The following is a 24,073-nucleotide window of genomic DNA, read 5'->3' as shown; positions in this document are numbered from 1 at the left end:
GCGTGCTCTCATCGATTTTGTTCGGGGTTCCATTGGGCGTAGCTTTGGCCGCGCAGGAACTGCCAGAGGCCGACGGTCATGCCGGCAAGGGTCACCAGTACAAAGGCCGCCAGGCGGAACGGGCGGGGTAGGCGATGCTGAACATCCAGTAGCCCGGCCATGGCCACGCCATAACCGAGCAGTTGTGCGAGCAGGGTGAGCTGGTAGAAGGGGCCGGCGTCCCACAGCCAGAAGTTGGCGAGCAGCAACGGCAGCAGCAGGACCGATGCCAGGCGACGTATCAATTTGTGGCTGATCAGGGCGATTGCGTACAGGCCGTGCTTCAGAGGGTTGAGCAGCTCACGGCGCTGGGCCAGGCTTTGCAAGCCGCCGACGGTGACGCGTTGGCGGCGGCGGAATTGCTTGTCGGCTTCATCGACGCCCTGGTCGATGACCTGGGCCGACTCCACGTAAACAATGTGCTTGCCCGCCACGGGAGCGCAGGTGCTGACAAAGAAATCATCGTTGACGTGGGCCGGAATCGGTTGATAGAGCTCGCGGCGCAGGGCCAGCAGGGCGCCGTCGGCCGAGACCATGCAGCCGGTACGGTTCTCCAGGCGGCGCAGCCAACCTTCATAATGGCGATAGAGGCTGTCGCCCAGGCTCAGGCCCTTGCCCGGTACCGGAATCACCATGTGCCCGGCGCAAGCCCCGACCTGCTCATCGCCCAGCGGCGCCAGCAATTGCCCGAGGGTATTGCCGGCCCACTGGTTATCGGCGTCGGTGAACACCAGTATGTCGCCGCTGCACTGCAAGACGGCGGCGTTCAAGGCGCCGGCCTTGCCCATGCGCGGCAAATCGAGCACCTGGATTCGCGGATCGATGATGCTCTGCGCCCGCGTCACGGTGTCATCGCTCGAGCCATCGCTGGCGACGATGATCTGCAGTTCGCGCGCCTGATAGTCCTGGGCCAGGACGGTCCGCAGTTTTTCCCCGATATTGCGGCCTTCGTTGTACGCGGCGATGACGACGCTGATCGACAAGGGGGTGACAGGGGGTTGCCGACGCCGGGGAAACAGCGGAGTCAATGCAGCCAGGGTCAGCGGGTAACCCAGATAGGCATAGAGCGGCAGCACCAGGCACAGCCAGAAAATGAATTCAGCCACGGGCAGGTCTCCTTGCTTTCCATTTACACAGGCTCATCAAAAAAACCACGCCAACCAGGTGCAGGCGTATCCAGTGCAGACCCCAGAGTTGCAGTGTCAGTATCGGGTTGCGGTGCTTCAGGCTCTGGCGCAGGCTCAGCACCAGCGCCGGCAAGGCCGCCACGAGCAGCAGGAGCAACTCCAGGCGCAGTTGCCCGCTGGCCAAGGCCCCGAGGGCGACGAAGTCGAGCAGCCAGGCCGTCAGTGACAACAAGGGCAAGCGCAGCATGCGCAGGCTGAAACCGTTCTTGTGCGCCAACTGCAAATGACTGCCCTGGCGCCACATTTCCTTGCCCAGCCACTCGCGCCAACTGCCTTCGTAGCCCCAGTGCAGGGTGGCGGGCTTGCTGACGCTGACAAGTCGGGCACCGGCCTGGCTCATGCGCAGGGTCAGGTCCTTGTCTTCGCCGGTGCGCAGGTTCTCGTCGAAACCGCCGACGCGATCGAACCATGGGCGGCGCATCAACAGGTTCGGCGTCGGCAGCCATTGCACCTTGTGCACCGCTGGCACGCTTGGGCGCAGGGTGCGGCTTTGCCAGGCACGGGCAAACCATGGCGCCACCCGGGGCGTGTCGCAATCGAGCGCCAATACATCGGCCTGGCCATGGGCTTCAAGATCGAGCAACAAGGTGAGCCAGTTCTGCGGCACTTCAATGTCGGCATCGAGAAACGCCAGCCATTGGCCGGTGGAGGCGGCGGCACCGCGGTTGCGCAGGGCACCGATGTGCAACCCCGGCAGGCTCAGCACCCGGGCACCGAGGCTACGGGCGATCTGCGGGCCCTGGTCGTGCGAGCCGTTGTCGACCACCACCAGTTCGCACTCAAGGCCGGCAGCGAGCGCGGCCTGACGTGCTGCCTGCAGCGTGCGGCCAATGTGCCGGGCTTCGTCGTACATGGGAATGACAATGCTGATGGCGGTCATGTGCGCGCCTCCACAGGCGTCTGCGTCTGCGCCTGCGGGCTGCGTTCTGCCTGCAGGCGCAGCACGCTGGACAGCGCCAGCATGATCCACACGTATTTCTGGTTGGGGGTGCTCAGGAACATCAAGAACAATGACAAGGACAACAAGCCCATGCCCAAATGGGTGACGATGTTCGCCTGCACCCCTTCACCGCGGTTCAACCACGCAAGGCGAGCCTTGAGCATGTTGTACAGGCTGGCTGCGATCATGGCGACGAACAGCAGCCCGCCCGGAATGCCCACTTCACTGAAAATTTCCAGGTAGGTATTGTGTGCATGGCGGAACAGGTCGGAAGCCTTGCGATTGGCCGAAAACGCCTTGGCGTAGCCGGTGGTCGAGTAATGCATCGGGAAGGTCCCCGGGCCTGCGCCCAGCAACGGGTTTTCGCGAATCATCTGTCCGCCGACCAGGATGTAGGAAGCGCGCCGACCGAGCGATTCGTCCTTGTGAGCATTGACCCCGCCCTTGAGCACACTGAGGGATTTGATCCGCTCGACATATTCCGGCGGCATCACACTGATTGCGGTCGGAACCAGGATAGCCACGGCCAGCATGGCAAAGCCCAGGTGGCGTGGGCGCAGCCGTTGCAGTTGAACGCGGTAGTGATAGATGCCTATGCCCAGGCTGATCAGCAGTACGACCAGGCCCGAACGCGATTCGGTCTTGGTCATGCCGGCCATCAGCAGCAGGCTGCAGGCGATCCAGCCCAGGCGCTGGAAAGTGCTCGGGCTTTTCAACACCTGCAACAGCGCCAGCGGAATCGCGAAGGCGATCAGCATGGCAAAGGCATTGGGGTCTTCGAGCATGCCCGCGGCTCGACCCTGGTCCTGGTACTTGCTGGAAAACATGGCCAGGGCGCAGGTCAGGGCGACACTGAGGCTGACCAGCCGGCAGAACATGTCCAGGTTCATCTCGCGGGCAACCAGCAGGGTGATCACGAACAGCAGCAGGCCGACACTCAGTTCGCGCAGATGGCCAAGGGACAAGGCCAGGTTGTCGCTGCACAGTATGCTCAGCAAATAGGCCAGTAAAAACCAGCGCAGAAAGCGCCACAAATTGCTGCGCAGGCGTTCGGCGGGGATTTGCCGCAGCACCAGCTGCAAGGCAATAATCACTGTCAGCGAAGCACCGAGCAATTTTGCCGCGGACAATTCGCTGCCCTTGAACAGGCCCTCCAGCGGTACCAGCGCAACAATGCCGAGCAAACCCCAGGCCGGGCGCTTATAGAGGATGGCAACACCGACCAGACCCAGCACCACCCCAGGCGCAAGGTAAGGCCAGGGGCTTGCAAGCAAGGCGAGGCAGGCCAGGCCGAACAAACTCACCACTGAGAGTGGAATTATCATGCGCGGGCCTCCCTGGTGGCGCTCAGATAGAGCCTTGACCAGCGCTCGGCAAGCACCGGCAGATGGTAACGATCGAGCTGGGTCACACGCGCGTTTTCGGTCAATGTACGGGCAAGCGCAGGGCTGCCGAGCAGAATGTCGATCTGATTGCCCAGACCGGTACTGTCGCCCGGTGTTGCCAGCAAGCCGTTGTATTGGTGCTCGATGACATCCGGAATCCCGCCAACCCCGAAGGCCACCACCGGCAGGCCGGCCTGCATGGCCTCGAGCAGAATCATCGGTGTGCCTTCGGTGCGCGAACTGATCACCAGCACACCCAGCTCTGCCATCCAACGCTGCATGTCGGTCTGATACCCCGGCAAGCTGATGCGCTCATGCAGGCCGGCGGCGTCGATCCGTGCCTGCAACACTTCGCGTTCCGGCCCGTCGCCGAGCATCACGGCGTGCAACTCGGCGTGTTGCCGGCACAGCGGGATCAATGCGTCGAGGAACAGGTCCGGGCCTTTCTCGCTGCTCAAACGGCCGACATAGCCGGCTAGCCATCGAGGTTTGTTCTGCGTCCTGGAGGCAGGTGGGGCGGCCGCAGGCAGGCCATTGGGGATCACCTGCAACTTGTCGGCCCGTACATTGGCCTTGCGATGCAGGATGGCGATACTTTCCGCCACACAGACCACCCGGCTGACCGACGGGGTGCGGCACAGCTGCAGGCTCAGCCAGGTATAGAAGCGTTGCCTCGGGCTGCGCGGGGTGAAACCGTGCTGGGTGATGACCAGCGGCAGGCGCAACAGCGTTGCGCCCAACCAGCCGTACAACAGTCCCTTGAAATTATGGGTGTTGAGCACGGGCCGCTCCCCCCTGCGGCTGCGCAGATGGCGCAGGGTTTCCCCGGCACCATTGCAGCCGATACAGTCGATCCCGGCTTGGCGAAAGCGCGCGAGCAGTGCCGGCGGGGCATCGAGGAACACCACCTGGTGATGCTCCGGGGTTGCCTGGCAATGGTCCAGCAGCATCCGCTCGGCGCCATAGAAGCCGCCACTGCTGATCAAGTGAATGATCGGCAGGGCAGGCGTGTTTTGCGCGTTCAATTACGCACCCAGTGCATGAGTTTCGGCAGGAACCAGGCACTGTGCTGATTGCTCCGCTGCGTTTCCTCGGAGTTGATCACGAGCAGCACCGGCAAGCCGAGTTGATGGCTGATTTGCGCCGGGTGCTTGAAGCGATGGTCGAAGAACTCGCGGACGTAGACCAGGGAAATGGCCAGCAGCAAGCCAGTGAGCAACCCAAACGGGATGATCAGCAGAGGCTTGGGGAAGGCCGCGTCGGTGGGCTCGTAGGGCGGGCTGAGGATGCGGGCGTTGGACAGGTCGTTGTCGAGCAGACCTGCGCTGCGGCTTTCTTCATAGCGTTGGGTGTAGGTGAAGAACGCCTTGTGCAAAGCGTCGATCTCGGTATCGAGTTGGCGCAGTTTGCTCTGGGTTTGCTGCAGCTCGTATATGCGTCCTTTGTAGTTGTTGATCCGCTTGGTCTTTTGATCGATGACTGAACTGATGACCGCCAGGTCGTTGGCACGCTCGCGGATACGGTTGTCGACCACTTTCAGGAACTGCTGGCGCGCGCGTCCGATCTGCTCACGCTGCACTGTCATCGGCTCGCTGCCGGGCTGGAAAATCGCCAGGTCGGCCCTGTACTGAGCGACCCTGGTGGTCAACTGCTCGCCGAGTTGCTTGATCTCCCGATCCTCGAAAGCAACGCTGTCGACGGTGGTGCTGAAGGTGAAGGGGAAGGTGTAGTCCTCGAATTTGGTGCTTTTGCTGTTGGCGGCGCGCAGGTTGGTTTTCAGGTAGTCGAGCCAGCGTTGGCTTTGCAGCAGGCGGTCACGGTACACGTTCAGCGCCTGCTCTTCGGTATTGATGGCGTTGAGGCGAAAGGTGATTTCTTCCCTGGGGTCAGAGGAATTGATCTGTTCGAGCAGTCCCTGGCGGGTGCCTTCCAGATCGTCGAGACGCACCTGGTATTGAGACTTCTTCTGCTCGTAGAAGGCCTGCGGCAGCTCGTTCGATTGCAGGCTCTGGCGGTTCTGCAGGTAGTTATCCAATAGACGCTGGACAAAGCGGGTGCCGACCGCCGGATCACCGAAGCTGTAGATGATCGAGATCACGTTGGAGCCGGGCAGGGTCACGATCTTGAGGTCATCGAGTGCTTGCTGGGTAAGGCTGTCCAGGACCGTGTCGCGCACCGGGTCGACTTCCAGGCCAAGCATGCTGCGCACGGGGTTTATCACCTTCTCGCGCAACGGGTTGATCAGGTGGTGGCTTAGCGGCTCGAGCACCAGCCTCTTGAGCATGCCCGGGCTCGGAGCATAGTCGCCTTCGACGCGCAGTTGGCTGATGGTTTGGCGGATCAGCGCGGGCGAGCGCAGGATATTGCTCTCGGTCTCTATGTCTGCCAGCGTCGGTGGAACGAACTTGTCGGTTTCATGGCCCAACGCCGTGTCGGCATCGGTTTGCGAGATTTTCTTCGATTGGACGATTACCTCGGCGGTGATGTCGAAACTCTGTTTGAGCACCAGGGGAAGCAACAAGGTGATGACTGCAAAGACCAGGAACACCCGTTTCACCAACTGCTTGTTGGCGAAGAAGATCCTGAAGAACTCATGCAGGTAGTTTTCTTTTGGATTCATGGATGTTTACCCGCCAATGGTTAGTCGTTACTGTCTTTATTGTCGACACGGTAGGCGAAGCTGAAGCCGAAGCCCTGGAACAGCACGACATCAGCCAGTTGCCGCGCCAGTTCGCCGGCATTGGCCAGCTTGGTCTTGGGCACATAGAGCATGTCTTCGGGCTGCAGGAACGCGATCTTCTGGGCTTTGCCGCTCAATGCCTGCTCGACGTCGTAGTTGTGCGCTTCGACCAGGTTGCCATTGCGCCGCATGATCACCACAGAGTCGAGCCGCGCCTTGAGGTTGGGGCCACGGGCCAGGGTCAGTGCCTCGAGTACCGAGATCGGCCGGCGGATGGTGTACGCACCGGGCTGGCCAACTTCACCCAGTACATACACTTCGTTGACTGCCGTGGACTTGAGCAGCACATCGACCCGCATCCGGCCGGGCAGCTCGGCATAGCGTCGGTTGAGTTCGTCTTCCAGTTGGTTGACGGTCATGCCCTGCAAGGGAATCGAGCCGATTTCCGGGAAGCTCGCATGGCCGTCGGTGCCGACGGTGATTTCCCGGCTCAAGCCGGTGCTGGGGTGGGTGAGGGTGCTTTTGAGGTTCTGCTCGCTGGTCAGTGGGGTGAGCACCTGAACCGACATCTGGTCGCGGTTTTGCTGGAACAGGCTTTTGTTGCGGTAGGTACGTTGAATTTTCAGGCGTGCTTCTTCGGTGGTCAGCCCGGCGATGTTGACCGAGGTATTGGCACCGGGCAACTCGATGGTGCCATCGGGCAGCACCACTTGGTTGCCATTGAGGGTGCTGGCCGAGGTGAAGGTCAGGCCGACCTGATCGCCGGGCTGGATCCGGTAAGTCTGCGGGCCGCTGGTGCTGACATGGAAAATCACATCGAGCACATCCTGCGGACGCAGTACTTGCTCGGTCTTCTGGAATTCGCTGTCCTGGGCATTGGCAGGTGCGGCGGTCAGGATCTGTACCGGCATCTGCTGGGTTTCCTGCTGAGTCGTGCAGGCGGCCAGTGGCAGCAACAACAAGGCGAACAGTTGTGTTTTCATCGGGTCATCCTTGCCTGCTCAGAGGTTGCGATAGAGCCATTTGGGCATGTAGTACTTGCGCGCATTGAAGACGCTGCCGACCATCTTCGCGCCCGCCTGGGTCAGTCGCTGGGCTGCCGCCTGCGCGACTTCCCAGCGCGTATCTTCGGCGCGCACCACCAGCACCACCCCATCGACCAACGTGCCAAGCACCAGCGTGTCGTTGGCCGAGTAGATGGCATCGCCGTCGATCACCACGAAGCGGTATTGATCAGCGAGCTCCTTGAGCAGCGGCCGCAGCCGCTCCGGGTTCAGGCGTTCCTGGCTGCGCAACTGACGGCCATTGGGCAGCATGTGGAAGGGCAGGCTGGGCAAGTGCAGGATGCAGTCCTCCAGCACCGGCGGGCTGTCGTGGTTGAACAGCAAATCGCGAAAGCCGCGTTGCCTGTGCAGCCCCAATTGCTGGCTGAGGTTGTTCGTCGACTGGCTGGCATCGACCAGCAACACTTGCCCGTTGCTCATCGACGCCAGTTGATTGGCCAGAGCCATGGCGCTGGTGCTGGTGCCCGCGCCGGGATTGGCGGAGGTCAACAAGAGGGTCTGTTGTTCCTGGTCGAGCACGGTCGAGGCCAGGTTGGTCTCGCTCGGGCTCACGATGGTCAAGCTTCTCTTAGTAGAACCGTCCATCTCAACTTGCTCCTTGGCCGCTGAAAACTTTGAAGGGGGTTTTAAGCAGGATTTTCAGATCAAGACTGAAGCTTTGTTCGGCGATGTAGCTCAGGTCGAGCTCAACGCGCTTGTCGAAGTCGATATTGCTGCGCCCGGAAATCTGCCAGAGGCCGGTCATGCCCGGGTAGATGCTCAGTCGTGCCAGGTGCTGGTCCTTGTAGCGGTAGGCGTTGAAGGAAGTCGGGCGAGGGCCGACCAGGCGCATGTCGCCGCGCACTACGTTGATCAGGTTGGGCAACTCATCCAGGCTGCTGCGCCGAAGGAACTGGCCGATCCTGGTCACGCGCGGGTCCTTGTCGATCTTGAAGTCGATAGCATCGGCGCCGTGCTTGTTCAGGTGCCGGAGCGACTCCTTGAGTGCTTCGGCATTGGCGACCATGGTGCGGAACTTGTACATGCCGAACGTCCGACCGCGATAGCCGGTGCGCTTCTGCACGAACAGCACAGGGCCCGGGCTACTCAGTTTGACGATCACCGCCAGGGCCAGCAGCACCGGCCAGAGCAGCACCAGCAACATCAACGCGCCGGTGCAGGCCACGACCCGATTGGTCCGCGACAGGGTCCAGGGCCGACCACCGGCGCGTCCGGTGATCCAGCCTCGACCTTGCATGTGGATGGCCGCATCCATGCGCATGCGGTGGCCTGGGTCCAGGCGCTTGTCCAACCGCAGTGATTGCAGTACCGCTCCTTCTTGAGGGCCAGTCATATTGCACTCCACTTTGTTACAGATTTTGCCGTTGGCAAAAGTCCATTCGCGATCGGACCCGGGGCCACTGGCATGTAGTAATAATCCCGGTACCAGGCGATAAAGCGTCCAAGCCCTTCGTCCAGCCCGATCCGTGGAACAAAGCCGGTGTCTCGTTCGAGTTGAGAGACTTCGGCGCACGTGTTGAGGACATCCCCTGGCTGCAGGGGCAACAGCTCTACCTCAGCCTTGAGGCCCAGGTGCTTCTCGAGCAGGGCGAGGTAGTCCATGAGCTCGACGGGGCGATGCCCGCCGATGTTGTAGATACGCCATGGGGCCATGCTGGTGGCCCGGTCCGGGTTCTCGCGATCCCACGCGGGCGTTGCCTGGGGCGGGCGGTCGACCAGGCGGGTGAGGCTTTCGATGATGTCGTCGATGTAGGTAAAGTCGCGCTGGTGCCGACCATGGTTGAACAGCTTCAACGGACGGCCCTCGGCGATTGCCCGGGCAAACTGCATCGGCGACATGTCCGGGCGACCCCATGGCCCGTACACCGTGAAGAAACGCAGGCCGGTGGCGGGAATCGCGAACAGGTGGCTGTAACTGTGCGCTATCAGCTCATTGGACTTCTTGGTCGCCGCGTACAACGAAAGCGGATGGTCGACGCCATCCTGCACGGAGTAGGGCGTGCGCTGGTTGGCGCCGTACACCGAGCTCGATGACGCGTAGAGCAGATGACGCACCGGGTGGTGGCGGCAGCCTTCGAGGATATTCAAGAAACCCGTCAGGTTGCTGTCCAGGTAGGCGCGCGGGTTCTCCAGCGAGTAGCGCACGCCGGCCTGGGCCGCCAGGTGAACGACGACGTCCGGTTTCTCGCGAGCGAACAGTTCGGCAATCGCTTGATTGTCGGCCAGGTCCACGCGCCAGAGGGGGAAGTCGCCTGCCTCGGCTTGAACCCAGCGTACCCGCGCTTCTTTGAGGGCCGGATCGTAATAGTCGTTGAAATTATCCAGCCCGCAGACCTGATGGCCGTCGAGCAGCAATCGCCGGACGCAATGAGCGCCAATGAAGCCGGCCGCGCCGGTGACCAGGATTTTCATGATGCGCTCACCTGGGGGGCGAAGTGGCGCAGGCCAATGCCGGTGTAGTGCAGCCCGAATCCTGCCACTTGCTCGGGGTTGTAGAGGTTGCGACCGTCGATGACCACGCGCGAACGCAGCTTCTTGGCCAGGTACTCGAAATCGACTACGCGGAAGTTCTTCCATTCCGTGCAGATCACCAGGGCATCGGCGTTTTCCAGAGTGTCGTCGCGGGTGGCGCACAGTTGCAGGTCATCGCGGTAACCGTAGATGCGCCGACATTCGGACATGGCCTCGGGATCGTAGGCATGCACTGTCGCGCCTTCGCGCCACAGCGCTTCCATCAGATAGCGGCTGGGCGCCTCGCGCATGTCGTCGGTGTTGGGCTTGAACGCCAGGCCCCAGATCGCGATGTGCCTGCCGCGCAGGCCATCGGGGAAATGCGGCGCGAGTTTGCTGAAAAGGATCTGGCGTTGCGCGTCGTTCACTTCGCTGACGCTTTGCAACAGGCGCATCGGCATGCCGCTGTATTGCGCCATATGCAGCAGCGCCCGCAGATCCTTGGGGAAGCACGAACCACCAAATCCGCAGCCAGGGTAGATGAAGTGGTAGCCGATACGCGGGTCCGAACCGATGCCCTTGCGTACGGCCTCGATATCGGCCCCCAGGTGTTCGGTCAAATTGGCGAGTTCGTTCATGAAACTGATACGGGTCGCCAGCATGGCGTTGGCGGCGTACTTGGTCAGTTCGGCGCTGCGGTTGTCCATGAACATCAGCTTTTCACGGTTGCGGCAGAACGGCGCATAGAGTTCGGCCAGTTGCTTTTGCGCCAGTTCGTCGTCGGTGCCGACGATGATTCGGTCCGGGCGCATGCAGTCGCTCAGCGCGTTGCCTTCCTTGAGGAATTCCGGGTTGGAGACTATCCGTACCTGCAGATGCCCCTTGCCGAGACGTTCCAGCTCTTCGCGAGCGGTGGCCAACACCTCGTCGGCGGTACCGACGGGCACGGTGGATTTGATGATCAGGGTGCGATCGCTTTCCATCAGGTTGGCGATTTCCCTGGCAACGCCCAGCACATGACACAGATCGGCCGCACCGTCCTCGTCTGGCGGGGTGCCTACGGCGATAAAGATCAGTTCGGCATGGGCGACGGCGTCGCTGGCCTGGGTGCTGAACAGCAGGCGGTTCTCCTTGATGTTGTCCTCCAGCATGCCGGACAAACCCGGTTCATGAATGGGGGAGACCGCGCTGCGTAACTGCAGGATTTTTTTGTGATCGACGTCGACGCACATCACTCTGTGACCGACATCTGCCAGTGCGGCTGCTTGTACCAGGCCGACGTAACCTGTCCCAAAAACGCTCACGTCCATGTTGGCGTGCCTCGTCAGGATTGGAAAAACGTAAATGCGGTGAGACTGTTACATCAGGGTATAGACCAGTAGTGGCACATCGTGTCAATGAACCGGCATCACTCGCTCACGCGTCAGAAATGCGGCGGTTTGGCTTTATGCCATCCGCCGCTCTAGAACGATAGTTGCGTAGAAACGAGGGGCCAGGAACATCATTGTAACGAGGCGATGAACGGTATATGTGGCAACTTTTAGAACACCATCCGAATCAAAAAAGTGTTACAGGCCTGAACCGATTGTTTGTTGAACTGTCCGCTCATTTAACGAATTTTTGACGCTTTTTTAACGTCGGGTTATTGCTGTTAATGCCGCGTTTTCACTTTCCCGTAAAAGGTGGCTTGCTCTTTGAAAAGGTGATGCTAACGTGACATCGACACGGCAGTTTCGATCAGCATCGTCCACCCTCCAGGTACCTGGCACAGGCATTCGAGCGTGACGGAAAAAGAAACTGCAGCCAGGCAGGAGAGGAAAGGATGACACGTTATCTGAAGGAACTGTTGATCTTTCTATATATATTCAAAAGCTATGATTATTATCTCGATCGTCTATCGTGGTTAGGCATGAGCGCTTCGGCGCTAGTGTATATAGGGCTGTTCGGGGTTCTGCTGATTGCGTTACTGTTGACTGCGTATATACGCCAGTCATTAGTTCGCTACATATTCGCGTTGCTATTCTTTACCTCCGCCGTCTTTTTTGACGTCTATACCCGCGTGACGGCCGATTATTTGAGCTACAGCGCGTTTGTGTCGATGGTTTACTCGGGCGGCTTTATCCAGGAAGCCTTCTACCAATACCAATCGATCATCCTGAGCGCACTTGCCAGCGGGCTGTTGCTGCTGGTGGGGATCGCCCTCAAGCCGCAACGGTCTTTACCCCTGCCCGGGGCCGCGCTTGTCGCAGCGCCAGTGCTTGGTGTGGTGCTGCTGTCAGGCATTCTCTTCCTGCGTAGCGGTGAAGGTGCCCGGGGGCTGCCGATCATGTACACGCCGTTGGCCTATTCGAGCCTGTTCGCCTACGAGACGGCCCATAACACCGTGGGCCCTCGTCAGGCGGTCAGCCTGACGCGCAATACCGAGCCGGTCAGCCACGATATCGTTTTGATCATCGATGAAAGCATTACCGGCAACTACCTGGATCTCAGTACCGAGCATGGAGTACGCAGCAACCTCATGCAGCCGCACCCGGGCGTGAATATCTATAACTACGGCTATGCCGCCTCCATCGCCAGTTGCAGCGCCGACACCAACATCACCTTGCGTTACGGCGGCACACGCAGCGATTACCTGCGCATCAACTCGACCCTGCCATCAATCTGGCAGTACGCGAAAAAGGCCGGCTTGAGCACTGTCTACATCGATGCCCAGCGCACGGGCGGCAACCTGCAGAACCTGATGACCCAGACCGAGAAGCAGGACATCGACCAGTTCATCCAGTTCGACGATACCCGTGTGCGCGACCGCGACATGGCGGCGGCGCAGCAGTTGATCGAGCATCTCAATGATGGCAAGCCACAATTGATTGTCATCAACAAGCTCGGCGCACATTTCCCGGTGCACGACAAATACCCCGACGACTTCATGGTCTACCGGCCGGCGCTACCGCGTGGGAAGTACGACGATGTGATCGATACCGGCAGCCGCGACGGCTTCAGCGGGCAGCTGGATGACTGGACGCTGTACCGCAATGCCTACAAGAACACCTTGCGGTGGAATGTCGGTGAATTCTTTTCACGGGTCTTCGCCAAGGCAGACCTGAGCAATGCCGTGATGATCTACACCTCAGACCATGGCCAGGACCTGCACGAGCGCGGTAACCCGGGCTTGAACACTCACTGCGGGGGCGATCCGGTACCAGAGGAGGGGCTGGTACCTCTGGTCGTCATCCAGGGGGCTGACCTTAAGACCCTCGACTGGCCGGCGGCGCTTGCGGCTAACAAGGATCGTTCCAGTCACTACAACATCTTCCCCACCTTGCTGCAGTTGCTGGGGTATGACCTGGCGGGCATCAAACCGGTCTATGGCACTCCCCTCAGCCAACCGACCCAGGATGACTTCACCTTCAATACCCGCTTCAACGCCCGCTTGGGCGAGAAGCCACACTTCAAGCATATCGACCTCAGCGACGTGGTGACACCGATCGATACCATCGCTCAGCCAGTGGTGCTGCAGTCCAAATGAAACACTTATGCCGAGCGTGCGCTTGAGTCACGCTCGGCTGGTGGGTTTGCCCGGGCGCTTGCTGCCGGTTGCCGTTTTGCGAGAGGCGGGTTTGCGCGGGGCGGTTGTCCGCTTTTTCTTCCAGGGCGCCGTGCCACGACCGGCCGGGCTTGCCGGCCCGGTGATGGTCAGGCTCAGGCCGACGCAACGTTCGACCTGCTTGCTCATCCAGGCGGACTGCTTGGCAACGAATTCCTCAAGGCTTATCTCGCCGCTCTGCACCATGTCCAGGGCCTGTTCCCAGATGGCGGTAGTGCCCGGGTCGGCAATGGCCCGGGGCACGGCGTCGATCAGGCTGAAGGCCGCCGGGGTGGCGGCCAGGGCCTTGCCCTGCTTGGTCAGGTAGCCACGGTCGAGCAATCCCTGGATGATCCCGGCGCGCGTCGCTTCGGTGCCGATACCGGTGGTGTCCTTGAGTTTCTGCTTGAGCCGCGGATCGTCTACCAGTTTGGCGACGTTCTTCATGGCCTTGATCAGATCACCTTCGGTGAAGGGCTTTGGCGGTTGTGTCCAGAGGTCTTTGAGTTTCAGGTCTGCGATTGCGCAGTCCTGGCCCTCGGTCAGGGCCGGGAGTGCCTGGGGCGCAGGGGCTTCGCGACCCTTGGCCGGCGTCAAGGCTTCGGGCAGGGCGCGCCGCCAGCCGGGTTCGATGATCCGTTTGCCCATCGCGCGCAATGAGTACCCGGCGCAGTCGAAGTCCGCTTGGGTGCGATCGTATTCGTGAATGGGCAGGAACTGCGCCAGGTAGCGCGCGCGTATGAGGGTATAGACGGCCCGCTGCTTGTTGGACAGGCGGCTCGGGTCCATCGCCGCGGCGGTCGGGATGATGCCGTGGTGGGCACTGACCTTGGCATCGTTCCAGGCCCGCGAGCGTCGCTGTGGTTGCATATGTTCAAGCAGGTCGGCCAAGCCAGGATCGGCGCGCCCCAGGGCAGCCAGAATGCCCGGTGCTTCACCGTGCTGGCTCAGCGGCAGGTAGCCGCAGTCGCTGCGCGGGTAGGTGATGACTTTATGAGTCTCGTAAAGCGCCTGGGCAATGTCCAGGGTTTCCTGGGCGCCAAGGCCCAGCTTTTTCGAACACACCTCCTGCAAGGTGCCCAGATCGAACGGCAACGGCGGCGACTCGCGCATGCGCTCGGTACTCAGCTTGACCACCCGCGCACTGGCGGCATTGCCCATGGCTGTCGCAGCCTGTTGGGCAAGCGCCTGGTCCAGGCAGCGTCCGTGTTCGTCGCATTGCTCGTCCGGTGCGCGCCACTGGGCAGCGAAGGAGGTGCCGTCGCTGATCAACTGCACCTCGATGGCCCAGTACGGGGCCGGTACGAAATCGGCGATGCTGCGGTCGCGATCCACGACCAGGCGCAGGGTCGGCGTCTGAACGCGGCCCACCGGCAGTACGCCCTGATAGCCGGACTGGCGCCCAAGCAGGGTGAATAGCCGGCTCATGTTCATGCCAATCAACCAGTCGGCGCGCGAGCGCCCCAGCGCCGAATGATAAAGGCTGAAGGTTTCGGCTCCGGGTTTGAGCGCTGCCAGTGCCTTGCGGATCGACGCATCGTCCAGCGCCGAGAGCCAGAGCCGTTGAATCGGCCCGCGATACCGGCAATGGTCCACCAGCTCGCGGGCAATCATCTCGCCCTCACGGTCGGCATCGGTCGCGATGACCAGTTCGCGGGCTTCGCCGAGCAGGCGCTTGACCGCCTTGAACTGGCCGGCCGTCCTGGGCTTTACCAGCATCTTCCATTGCCCCGGAACGATGGGCAGGTCGGCCAGCACCCAGCGTTTGTAACGGGCGTCGTAGGTGTCCGGCGGTGCGGCTTCGAGCAGATGGCCGATGCACCAGGTCACCGTCACGTCCGAGCCGACCCAGCAACCGTCACCGCGGCGCCTGGCGCCGAGCACCTGGGCAATGTCTTTGGCTTGGGAAGGTTTTTCGCACAGAAACAGCCGCATGGGCACCATCAATCATTACTGGTTTTCAAGGGTGCACAGCATGCGCAGTGGCGCGGCTTCAGGCAACCTTTATCTGTATGGATATACAGATAAAGGCGCTGAATGATGTTTCAGCCTTTGATCAGGCCAGTCGAGGTCACTGGTCTTTTTCGCAGTTGACCATCCACGGCACACCGAACCGGTCGGTCAACATGCCGAAGCGCGCGGCCCAGAAAGTTTTCTCCAGTGGCATCTGAACGGAGCCCTTGTCCGCCAGCGCCGCGAAGACTCGCTCTGCCTCGGCGATGCTGTCGACATTCAGGGACACCGAGCAGCCGCTGATGCCCTTGTAGGGGTGCGCTGGCGTGGTGTCCGAGCCCATGAGGACTTGATCGCCGACCTCCAGACGGGTGTGGATGATCTTGTCGTGGCAGTCTTTCGGAACGTGGTCGCCCGCAGGCGTTTCACCGAAGCGCATCATGGCTTCGATTTTGCCTCGCAAGCATTGTTCGTAGAACTTGAAGGCCGCCTCGCAATCGCCGTTGAAGATCAGATAGGGATTGATTTGCATGGTCAACTCCTTGGAGTAGTGGGTTGATGGTTTACTGCTTCCTGGCTTCGAGTGCTGCCCGCATCCGGTCCTCTTGTTCACGCAGTTCGGGCGTCAACTCGGCACCGAAATCCTCGGCCTCGAATACCGGGCGGATTTCGATCTCGCATTCCTCTTCAAAAGGGTTTGGGCAACGTTTGACCCAATCGATCGCCTGTTCCAGCGAATCCACCTGGAAAAGCCAGAATCCGGCGACGAGTTGTTCCGCCGGGGAGAACGGCCCATGACTCACGCTGCGGGTCGGGCCGGAAAAGCGCACACGGGCACCCTTGGCGCTAGGGTGCAACCCTTCGCCTGCAAGCAAAACCCCAGCCTGCAGAAGTTCTTCGTTGTACTTGCCCATGGCGGTCAATAACGCTTCGCTGGGCATTACGCCGGCTTCGGAATTCTGAGTGGCCTTGACTATTACCATGCAGCGCATCGTCGCACCTCCGTTGTGTTCTGAAAAAGTCAGGGTTTAGGAAAGCGCTAAATAGGGTAGACAGGTATTATTTTTTTAGACGATTTTTTTATGGTGCCAAGGGGCTTTATTTCTTTGAAAGCAACGTTGGCAATGATCAGCCTGTTTCGCTGCCTACTTTCATGGACGCGGCTTCTTTCACAGGTAACACCAGTTTCGCTCGGCGCCGGGCGATATTATCGCGGCATGCTCCAGTCCCAGGCGCTTGATGCCGATGCGCAGAAGCCCTCACGTTGTGCAACGGCGTGAACTCGAAGAGGCACTGTGGGGGCGCGACTTGCCAAACAGCGATAGCCTGAGAAGCAATATTCACATGATGCGTCGCACGATCGACAAAACATTTGACAAGCCGCTGCTTCACACCGTGCATGGCCTGGGCTACAAACTTTGCCAGGAAGAATGAAGCGACGTTTGTAAGGTTATGCGGACTTATCCTTTTCTTGCGCCAATGGTTTTTCATCGGCCGAGGACGGCGTTGCCGTGAGGTGAAAGCGACAGACCTGGCCGCCACGCAACATACACTCCCGATGCTCGACATCGCCGTGCCCCAGGGCGCCGATCAGGGCAAGGTCCAGTTCGCAGACTTGCGGATGGGCCTGGGCCAGGTGATGAAAGACGCAGTTGTGCGCCACTATCTCCCGCTCGCCGCCAGAGCGGAAGAATACTTCGGCCTCGTAGCCTGCATGGTTCATATGACTGACAATCTTCTCTTCATCGATCGTCTGCTGTTCCAGGCCGGCCGCCAGCTTGCGCCCCAGGCTGCGCATCAGGGCAGTCAGGCCGTCGTGGCCGAGGATCTTCGCCACCTCATCGATCAACAGGTCAGCCAACAGCTGGTACTGCCGGGGAAACAACTCTTTGCCGCGAAGCGTCAGTTGGTAGAGCTGTTCGGGGCGGCGACCGGTGGGGCGGGTCTGGCCGCGCACGACCAGGCCATCGCGCTCCAGTGCGGCCAGATGCTGGCGCACAGCGGTACGGGTGACTGCCAGGACAGCGGCCAGGTCATCAATACTCATGCCCGCCGACTGATAGAGTAGCGCGCTCAACAATTGCTGCTGGGTCTGGCCCATGCCTTGAAGCATTCGATCTCCTTACGGTTCGGTCACGCGGCACAGGGCGCGCGATGCGCCCTGTACGGCAGCTCAGAACTTTTCCGGGAATTGCTTGACCAGCGCCGCGGTCAAGGTATCGGCCAGTACCAGGATATGCTCGCGCATGGCCTCCCAGGTCTTGGCTTCGGCGGCGTAATCCTTTTTCGCCAATTCATCGATCTGGACCACATGGTGGCCGCCGTGGGCGCTGAGTATTGTCACCAACGACGCCTGCGGCAGGTTTGGATTGGCTTTGGCCAGGAACGTGGCAATGGCCTTGGCATTGCTGGTCAGTTCAGAGACCGCAGCCTCTTTGCCCGCGGCTTTTTTGCCGACGGTGGCGTCACTGTAGTGTTTCACCGCCCCCCAGTGCCCGGCCAGCAATTTCAGCAACTGGTCGGCTGCAGGCTGTCCGTAGAGCGGGGCGAGGCTGTTGGCGATGGTTGTAGCGTTGGCCACCACTTCAGCGCTGGCGGTCGTGGCTTGCTGGCTGTTGCCGGACTGGTTGGCAGTCGCGTAGGTTCTTGTCCAGAAAATATGCTCCACCCACAAATCCCGCAGCGCCAGGCGCGTGCTCAGCGCGGCAGAGTCAGACACGACGGGTTGCGCAGGGCTGGCAGGTGTCTGGCTCCAGACCGGTTGGGCACACAAGGCGAGCAACAGCAAAGCCAGCATCTTGATGTTCATGACGGTATCCTCTTGCCGTGAGTGAGTGTACAAAATCAATTAAAGCATAAAAATATGCTATTAATTGAAGATGAAAAAATGTCACCAGTGAGCGGTTAAACACAGTGTGCTGAGGTTCGCCATCTTGTAGCCGCTGCCGAAGGCTGCGCTGGAGTCCCGAAGGGGCTCCCCGGCGATCTTGAGATCTTGCGCGTGCTGCGCACGCGAGCGCAGCCTTCGGCAGCGGCTACGCCGACCGTGGTGCGCGAACCGATGTAGCCGACCGTGATACGCCGAATGTCATAGCTGATCGCGTGCAATACCACTGCGAACGCGCAAAATATCGGCCAACACCGCCAGGGCGATCTCCGCCGGCGTCTTGCTGCCCAGGTTGAGGCCGATCGGTGCATGGATGCGGGCCAGTTCCGGCTCGCTCAAACTGCCGATGCGGCGCAATCGCTCAAAACGCTTTTTCGATGTCTGCAGCGACCCCATTACCCCGATATAGAAGGCATCGGTGCGCACCGCTTCCATCATCGCCAGGTCATCGATACGCGGGTCGTGGGTCAGCGCCACGACTGCCGTATCGCTATGACAACCCCCTTGGGCAATGAACACCGACGGCAGTTCGCGACGAATCTCCACGTTGTCCAGTATTACGCCTTCGAGCGCTTCGTCACGCGGGTCGCAGAGGATCACCTCGAAACCCAGGCCCACCGCGAATTCCGCGCAGGCCTGTGCCACGCTGGAGTAGCCGGCGAGCAGCAGACGCTGGGCGGCACCGATGCGCAGGTGCACGCGATCCGGCCCGCGTTCTACGCGCGGCCCGTGTTCGCGGTCGGCGACCAGACGGCGGGCGCCGCTGGCCAGATCCACCTCGCGGATCAGCCGGCGCTGACCCAACAGGGCGGATTCCAGTTCGCGCAGGTGCGCTTGTACCTCGCAATCGGGTAAAAGCTTTTCAACCAGCACATCAAGCAGACCGCCGCAGGGCAAGCGTACTTGCGAGCGCGGGTCGTCGCCATCGCCGTAGCGCACCACGGTGACAGCATCGGCAAACGCGCCCTCGGCCACCCGTGCGAGGAAGTCGTCTTCGACGCAACCGCCGGACAACGAACCGATCCATTGGCCGGAATCATTCACCGCCAACAACGAGCCCGGCGCACGAGGCGCCGAACCATAGGTACAGAGCACCGTACAGAGCCAGACACACTGGCCGGCGCCGGACCAGGCCAGCGCCCGCCGTACCACTTGCAGGTCGAGATGCTGCATGTCATCGCGCCTCGTGCCCGGCGGGAGCCTCGGCTTTCAATTGCTCCACCTGGCTGACGGCAAGCTCGGTCGGTTGACCGCCCCAAGCCTGGCGCAGGTAGTTGAGCAGGTCGGCCAGTTGCTCGTTGCTGAGCTTGTCGGCAAAGCCCGGCATCGGTTGCATGCGTTCGAACCCGGCGAACTTCTGCTCGCCGATGCCGTCCTCGATCACCCGCAACAGATTGCGCGGGTCTTCCAGACGCAAGGTGGTATTGCCTTGCATGGCCACGGCGATATGCGGTTTGCCTTCGCCGCCAGCACCATGGCAACCGGCGCACACATTCAGGTATTGCTGGCGACCACGCTGGGCACTGACGCTGAGCTTGTCCACCGGCACCTCGACCAGGACCCTTGCCTGCGGCGGTTGATCGCCCAGCAGGAAGGTCGCCATGGCGGCCAGGTCCTGGTCGTTGAGCCGCTGGGTGCTGTTATGGAACACCGGGAACATTTCGTTGAACATGGTGCCCTGGGCGCTCATGCCGTGCTTGAGAAACGAACTCAGGTCCTGGTGGGTCCAGCCGCGCGCGGCCAGATCATCGGCCAGCAGGCTCGGCGCCAGGTAGCCATTGAGTATCCCACCGGTCATTCGCTTGTCCTGCTGCGGCGCGCCGGGCAAGCCGCGTGGGGTATGGCATTCGCCACAGTGACCGAGCACATCGACCATGTACTGGCCGCGCTTCCAGGCTTCGCTCTTGCCATCGGCCGGTGCCAGTTGCACGCTTTTGCCGTAGAGCATGTTCCAGCCGGTGAGCCCCAGGCGCACGTTGAACGGAAAGCTCAGGCTGGTGACGGGCGCGGCACGGTTGATCGGCTCCACCGTCTGCAGGTAGGCATGGATGGCGTCGGCATCCTCACGGGGCATCAAGTGATAGGAGGTGTAGGGCATCGCGGGGTACAGGTTGGCGCCATCGCGACGTTTGCCCCGGGTCAACGCGGCGAAGAACTCGTCACCGCTGTACAGGCCAATGCCGTGCTCCTTGTCGGGGGTGATGTTGGTGCCGTAGATGGTTCCGAACGGCGAGACGATCGGCAGCCCGCCCGCATAGGGCGCGCCACCTTGTGCCGTATGGCAGGCCATGCAGTCCGCCGCGCGGGCGAGGTATTCACCTCGCTCGATCTGCTGTTGATCTGCTGCCTGGGCCAACAACGCAGGCACAGCCAGCCCGACCGCCACGGCAAGGCGGGAAATGAGTCGCTTCATGCTCAACCCTCCTTGACCAGGCCGAGATCGAGCAACACATCACGCGTGGCCGTGTAATAGCGCACGTAGCCGGTGCAGCGGCAGATATGGTGACCAAGACTCTCCTCGATCACCTGTTCCATCTGGCTTTTGCTGATCGGCTGGCGCTGGAGCTTTTCCACCAGCACCGTGGCCGCATTGACGAAACCAGGCGCACAGTAGCTGCACTGGAAGCTGAACTGGTCGACGAACTTCTGCTGGATCGGGTTGAGTTCGGTGACCTTGCCGCTCTCGTCAACCTTGGCGTGGCCTTCGATCGTGCGCACTTTCTTGCCTTCGAAGTAGTGCGCGCCGGTGATGCAGGTGCGCACTTGCTCGCTGGTGCCGTCGGGGTTGTCGACGATCACCACGCAGGCATGGCAGATACCCTGGCCGCAGCCCAGGCGCGAGCCGGTGAGGTTGCGGTACTCGTGGAGGTAATCGATCATCGACAGATCATCGGGGACCTCCACTGGACCGACGGATTGACCGTTGAGGGTCAGTTGCAGCGGACGATTAGCCATTGAGGGCCTCCTTGATGCGCGCGGGGGTGACAGGCAGGTCGCGAATTCGCTTGCCGATGGCGTGGGCCACGGCGTTGCCGATGGCGCCGACCACCGGGATCATCACCACCTCGGCGATGCCCTTGGACGGATCGCTGGGCGACAGCGGCGGCAGGATCTCCGACGTCTGCTTCCAGACCGCAACATCCTTGGCGAGCGGCAACCGGTAACGGTTGAAGTTCCAGTCGCCTTCCCCCGGGCCGCCTTCATACAGCGGCATTTCTTCGAGCAGCGCATGGCCGATGCCCATGGCGACACCACCCTCGATCTGGCCCTTGACCAACTCAGGCACCAGCACCCGGCCACACTCGACCCAGCTGTGATGGTTGAGTACTTGCACCTCGCCCGATCCCTTGTTCACCTTCAACTCGACCAACGTTGCCACGGGGCTGTAGTAGGTCACCGCCGCGTTGTTCAACTGCGTGTCCGGATAGGTCACGGTTTGCCGATCAAGCAGATGGAAGCCGGCGCTGCTCATTTGCGCCTTTTTCACGTTCGGTGCGCCGTCGCCATACTTGACCGCCAGGCCATCGAGCGGCAGACGCTCACGCACGCCATCGATACTGAACTCGGACTCGGCCCAGCTCCAGCGGTTGAAACCGTGCACGCTGGCGCCGGTCACCAGACCGCGTTCATGGGCGCGCTTGGCCAGCACGGCAAACGGCAGCGGCTCCATGCCATTGGCCGTGAGCTTGCCATCGACCCAGTGGGCATCTTCGCGGCGCACCACATAGGGGTTGGCCTGGCCACCGTAAGGGCCTTGCCGCCAGATTCCCAGGGCCGCCGGCCACAAGCCGTGGTTGAACAGCACACGCGCAGCTTCTCGGGTAGCGTGGCTGAAGTAGTACGACGAGTTGGTCGCCGACGATGCCGAAGCGATCTTGCCGACCCAGCGCGGATTGCGCAGCACTGCATCCTGCTCGGCCTGGCTCATGAGGTAAGGGTTGCCGCTGCTGGTCAGTTGCAGCTCGTTCCACTCGGTGACGCCGGTTGTCACTTCATTGGCCGGGTTGCCGAGGAAATCGGCAACCACCAGGGCCTGGGAGGTGGACATGCCGGTACCGATCTCGATACCAATGTGGCGCAGGGTGATATGGCCGTCGGCGGTGAACTCGACGCTGGCCATCGGCGCTTCGGAGCCGGTGCCGAAGTCTTTCTGGCAGATCGCAAAACCAACGCCGTACCAGTTGTCCGGATCCTGCGCATCGAATTGCTGCTTGCGCGCGTCGCGGTTTTTCCAAACGTCGTGGGCGCCCGCCTTCTCGAGGATCTCGTTCAGCCGCAGGGCGCCTGCAGGCACTGCACCCTGGGTGTTCTTCATGCCCGAGAGCAAAACGTTCTTCTTGCGCAGATCGATCGGGTCGATGCCCAGGCGACCGGCAATTTCATCCACCATCATCTCGGTGGAGGCCATGGTCTGCAGGGTGCCGTAACCGCGCATGGAGCCCGCTTCGACGCCGCGTGAATGGTAAGCGGTGACCTGTAGATCGTTCTGCGGCATGTAATAGATCGACTGCGCCGCTGTGGCGCCGACCGCCGCCACCGACGGGCTGTAGTTGATCCGGCCGCCACCGTCGACACTCATCTCGGCGCGGAAGATCTTGAAGCTGTGATCCTTCTTGTCCACGGCCAGTTGGTAGCGGATATCGAAGGGGTGGCGCTTGATGCCGCTTTGGAACTGTTCATAACGGTCATTGGCCAGGCGCACAGGGACACCTGCGCCATACAACGCCGCCAGGGCGGCGTAGTAGACAAAGATGTTGTGGTCCTTGGAGCCGTAGCCGACCGTGTAGCCGGGGTGCATGTTGAGTTTTGCCAGGCCGAAACGCGACGGCGCGATCATCTTCGCCGTTTCGGTGGCGGCCTCCACCGGGCACTGGGTAGCCACGACGAAGTGCAATGACCTGGTCGCCGGGTCGTACCAGCCGTTACCGTTGTCCGGCTCCAGAGCGGCCGGCTCGATGGAGGGCGTTTTATAGCGTTCATCGAACACCAGCCAGTCTTCGGGTGGTGTTTCCAGTTGCTGCTTCATGCGCTCGGCGTAAAACAGCCCGCGCTCGGTCAGGTTGCCATGCAGGTCGGGCTGCGAGTTCCAGACCGGGCGGCGCTCACGGATCATCGGGAACAGGATCGAATCCTTGAGGCTGGCGAACTCGTCTTCGTCTGCCGAGGTCGGACCGCCGACACGCACATAGCGGAAGCTGCCATAGGGCTCACCCTCGTAGTAGGGCACCTTGGCACCGTAGCGGATGGCCTTGTCGTTGAACTGGAGCCTGGTCTTGGCCTGGCGGTAACGCTCGAAATCGTTCCAGATCAGGATCGCCACCGGGTGGCCGATGAACATCGGCACCTTTCCGGTCGGCAGCAGCGGGTCGGGCGCGTGCTCTTCGGGGAAGACGATGCCGTCCTTTTGCAGATCTTCGGCGGTGACGATGCGATCGGGTTGCAGCTCGGCGCCCAGCCAGGACAGATCGTAGCCCTCGTAGAGGCGGTCGGCGCGAATGGTTTTCAGCAACATGGCGTGGCCCTGTTGCTGCGGCCAGCCGGGCATGTCCCTGGCGCGGATGTCGCGGGCAAACACCTTGTTGCCACAGACCTTGGACAAGGCGTCGTTACGAAAGCGCGCCTGGCCATTGTTGCCCAGCCACTGCTCGGCGGGCACGGTCACGCTGTTTTCCATCAAGGCTGCGAAAGCCCGGCTGCCGAGCGGGGCCAGCGTCACGCTGACGCCTGCGACCAGCCCGCCCTGAAGAAAGGAGCGACGGGAAATATCACGGTTGGACATGGATCATCCTCTGAGCGCGAGCGCCCATGTCGTTAGGGTCTTGGATAGCTTAGGCCATATCGAAGCCCTTCCAGATGCTGCGAAGGGCGGAATTCTGACAGAACAAAGTTGACCTGAAAGTCCAC

Annotated in this window: 20 protein-coding genes and 1 pseudogene; 2 read left to right on the top strand and 19 right to left on the bottom strand. The window is 61.3% G+C overall.

Annotated elements, in window-relative coordinates:
- Window positions 1-8: 8 nt before the first annotated feature.
- From NVV94_RS14090 to NVV94_RS14045, 10 genes are read right to left on the bottom strand one after another with little or no spacing between them, the layout of a single operon-like run.
- Window positions 9-1,145 carry a glycosyltransferase gene (locus NVV94_RS14090; RefSeq protein WP_258443020.1) on the bottom strand — a complete coding sequence of 379 codons (1,137 nt, stop codon included), beginning with the start codon at window positions 1,143-1,145 and terminating at the stop codon, window positions 9-11.
- Window positions 1,138-2,106: a glycosyltransferase gene (locus NVV94_RS14085; RefSeq protein ID WP_258443018.1), complete on the bottom strand. Its 969-nt coding sequence runs from the start codon at window positions 2,104-2,106 to the stop codon at window positions 1,138-1,140. Before NVV94_RS14085 ends, NVV94_RS14090 begins: the two co-directional genes overlap by 8 nt.
- Entirely contained in the window at window positions 2,103-3,491 is a 1,389-nt protein-coding gene (locus tag NVV94_RS14080; RefSeq protein WP_258443017.1) for an O-antigen ligase, read from the bottom strand. The genes NVV94_RS14085 and NVV94_RS14080 overlap by 4 nt, the downstream gene beginning before the upstream one ends.
- Window positions 3,488-4,576 carry a glycosyltransferase family 4 protein gene (locus NVV94_RS14075; RefSeq protein ID WP_258443016.1) on the bottom strand — a complete coding sequence of 363 codons (1,089 nt, stop codon included), beginning with the start codon at window positions 4,574-4,576 and terminating at the stop codon, window positions 3,488-3,490. Before NVV94_RS14075 ends, NVV94_RS14080 begins: the two co-directional genes overlap by 4 nt.
- On the bottom strand, window positions 4,573-6,171 hold the full coding sequence (locus tag NVV94_RS14070; RefSeq protein WP_258443015.1) for a lipopolysaccharide biosynthesis protein: 1,599 nt from the start codon (window positions 6,169-6,171) through the stop codon (window positions 4,573-4,575). Before NVV94_RS14070 ends, NVV94_RS14075 begins: the two co-directional genes overlap by 4 nt.
- A gap of 20 nt (window positions 6,172-6,191) precedes the next feature.
- Complete coding sequence (locus NVV94_RS14065; protein WP_258443014.1) at window positions 6,192-7,214, bottom strand: polysaccharide biosynthesis/export family protein; 1,023 nt, start codon at window positions 7,212-7,214, stop codon at window positions 6,192-6,194.
- 18 nt (window positions 7,215-7,232) lie between these two features.
- Window positions 7,233-7,880, bottom strand: a complete 648-nt coding sequence (locus tag NVV94_RS14060; RefSeq protein WP_258443013.1) for a CpsD/CapB family tyrosine-protein kinase — start codon at window positions 7,878-7,880, stop codon at window positions 7,233-7,235.
- A gap of 1 nt (window position 7,881) precedes the next feature.
- Window positions 7,882-8,628 (bottom strand): sugar transferase, encoded by a 747-nt coding sequence (locus NVV94_RS14055; protein ID WP_258443012.1) that lies wholly within the window; start codon window positions 8,626-8,628, stop codon window positions 7,882-7,884.
- Window positions 8,625-9,707: an NAD-dependent epimerase gene (locus tag NVV94_RS14050; RefSeq protein WP_258443011.1), complete on the bottom strand. Its 1,083-nt coding sequence runs from the start codon at window positions 9,705-9,707 to the stop codon at window positions 8,625-8,627. The genes NVV94_RS14055 and NVV94_RS14050 overlap by 4 nt, the downstream gene beginning before the upstream one ends.
- Window positions 9,704-11,056: a UDP-glucose/GDP-mannose dehydrogenase family protein gene (locus NVV94_RS14045; RefSeq protein ID WP_258443010.1), complete on the bottom strand. Its 1,353-nt coding sequence runs from the start codon at window positions 11,054-11,056 to the stop codon at window positions 9,704-9,706. The genes NVV94_RS14050 and NVV94_RS14045 overlap by 4 nt, the downstream gene beginning before the upstream one ends.
- A 512-nt stretch (window positions 11,057-11,568) precedes the next feature.
- On the opposite strand from NVV94_RS14045, the gene NVV94_RS14040 reads away from it, so the two are divergent.
- Complete coding sequence (locus tag NVV94_RS14040) at window positions 11,569-13,272, top strand: sulfatase-like hydrolase/transferase (RefSeq protein WP_258443009.1); 1,704 nt, start codon at window positions 11,569-11,571, stop codon at window positions 13,270-13,272.
- A gap of 27 nt (window positions 13,273-13,299) precedes the next feature.
- On the opposite strand, the gene NVV94_RS14035 is transcribed toward NVV94_RS14040, so the two are convergent.
- From NVV94_RS14035 to NVV94_RS14025, 3 genes are all read right to left on the bottom strand, one after another.
- Window positions 13,300-15,264 (bottom strand): DNA topoisomerase III, encoded by a 1,965-nt coding sequence (locus NVV94_RS14035; protein ID WP_258443008.1) that lies wholly within the window; start codon window positions 15,262-15,264, stop codon window positions 13,300-13,302.
- A 136-nt stretch (window positions 15,265-15,400) separates the two neighbouring features.
- Window positions 15,401-15,814, bottom strand: coding sequence for a VOC family protein (locus NVV94_RS14030; protein ID WP_258443007.1), 414 nt, complete (start codon window positions 15,812-15,814; stop codon window positions 15,401-15,403).
- 31 nt (window positions 15,815-15,845) lie between these two features.
- Complete coding sequence (locus NVV94_RS14025; RefSeq protein WP_258443006.1) at window positions 15,846-16,274, bottom strand: YciI family protein; 429 nt, start codon at window positions 16,272-16,274, stop codon at window positions 15,846-15,848.
- A gap of 253 nt (window positions 16,275-16,527) precedes the next feature.
- On the opposite strand from NVV94_RS14025, the pseudogene NVV94_RS14020 reads away from it, so the two are divergent.
- A pseudogene (locus tag NVV94_RS14020) lies at window positions 16,528-16,716 on the top strand (helix-turn-helix domain-containing protein); the annotation flags it as partial.
- A gap of 16 nt (window positions 16,717-16,732) precedes the next feature.
- Here NVV94_RS14020 and NVV94_RS14015 read toward each other — a convergent pair.
- From NVV94_RS14015 to NVV94_RS13990, 6 genes are all read right to left on the bottom strand, one after another.
- Window positions 16,733-17,395, bottom strand: a complete 663-nt coding sequence (locus tag NVV94_RS14015) for a metalloregulator ArsR/SmtB family transcription factor (protein WP_258443005.1) — start codon at window positions 17,393-17,395, stop codon at window positions 16,733-16,735.
- A gap of 60 nt (window positions 17,396-17,455) precedes the next feature.
- Window positions 17,456-18,091, bottom strand: a complete 636-nt coding sequence (locus NVV94_RS14010; RefSeq protein ID WP_258443004.1) for a hypothetical protein — start codon at window positions 18,089-18,091, stop codon at window positions 17,456-17,458.
- Between the two features lie 279 nt (window positions 18,092-18,370).
- Window positions 18,371-19,342, bottom strand: coding sequence for an XdhC family protein (locus NVV94_RS14005; protein WP_258443003.1), 972 nt, complete (start codon window positions 19,340-19,342; stop codon window positions 18,371-18,373).
- A 1-nt stretch (window position 19,343) separates the two neighbouring features.
- Window positions 19,344-20,582, bottom strand: coding sequence for a cytochrome c (locus NVV94_RS14000; RefSeq protein ID WP_258443002.1), 1,239 nt, complete (start codon window positions 20,580-20,582; stop codon window positions 19,344-19,346).
- 2 nt (window positions 20,583-20,584) lie between these two features.
- The gene (locus NVV94_RS13995) at window positions 20,585-21,124 is read right to left on the bottom strand and encodes a (2Fe-2S)-binding protein (protein ID WP_258443001.1); all 540 of its coding nucleotides are present in this window, start codon (window positions 21,122-21,124) and stop codon (window positions 20,585-20,587) included.
- Entirely contained in the window at window positions 21,117-23,948 is a 2,832-nt protein-coding gene (locus NVV94_RS13990) for a xanthine dehydrogenase family protein molybdopterin-binding subunit (protein ID WP_258443000.1), read from the bottom strand. Before NVV94_RS13990 ends, NVV94_RS13995 begins: the two co-directional genes overlap by 8 nt.
- Between the last annotated feature and the right edge of the window lie 125 nt (window positions 23,949-24,073).

Origin of the sequence: Pseudomonas sp. LS1212 (assembly GCF_024741815.1) — a bacterium.
Lineage (GTDB): Bacteria > Pseudomonadota > Gammaproteobacteria > Pseudomonadales > Pseudomonadaceae > Aquipseudomonas.
This window is presented reverse-complemented; position numbering and strand designations above follow the sequence as displayed.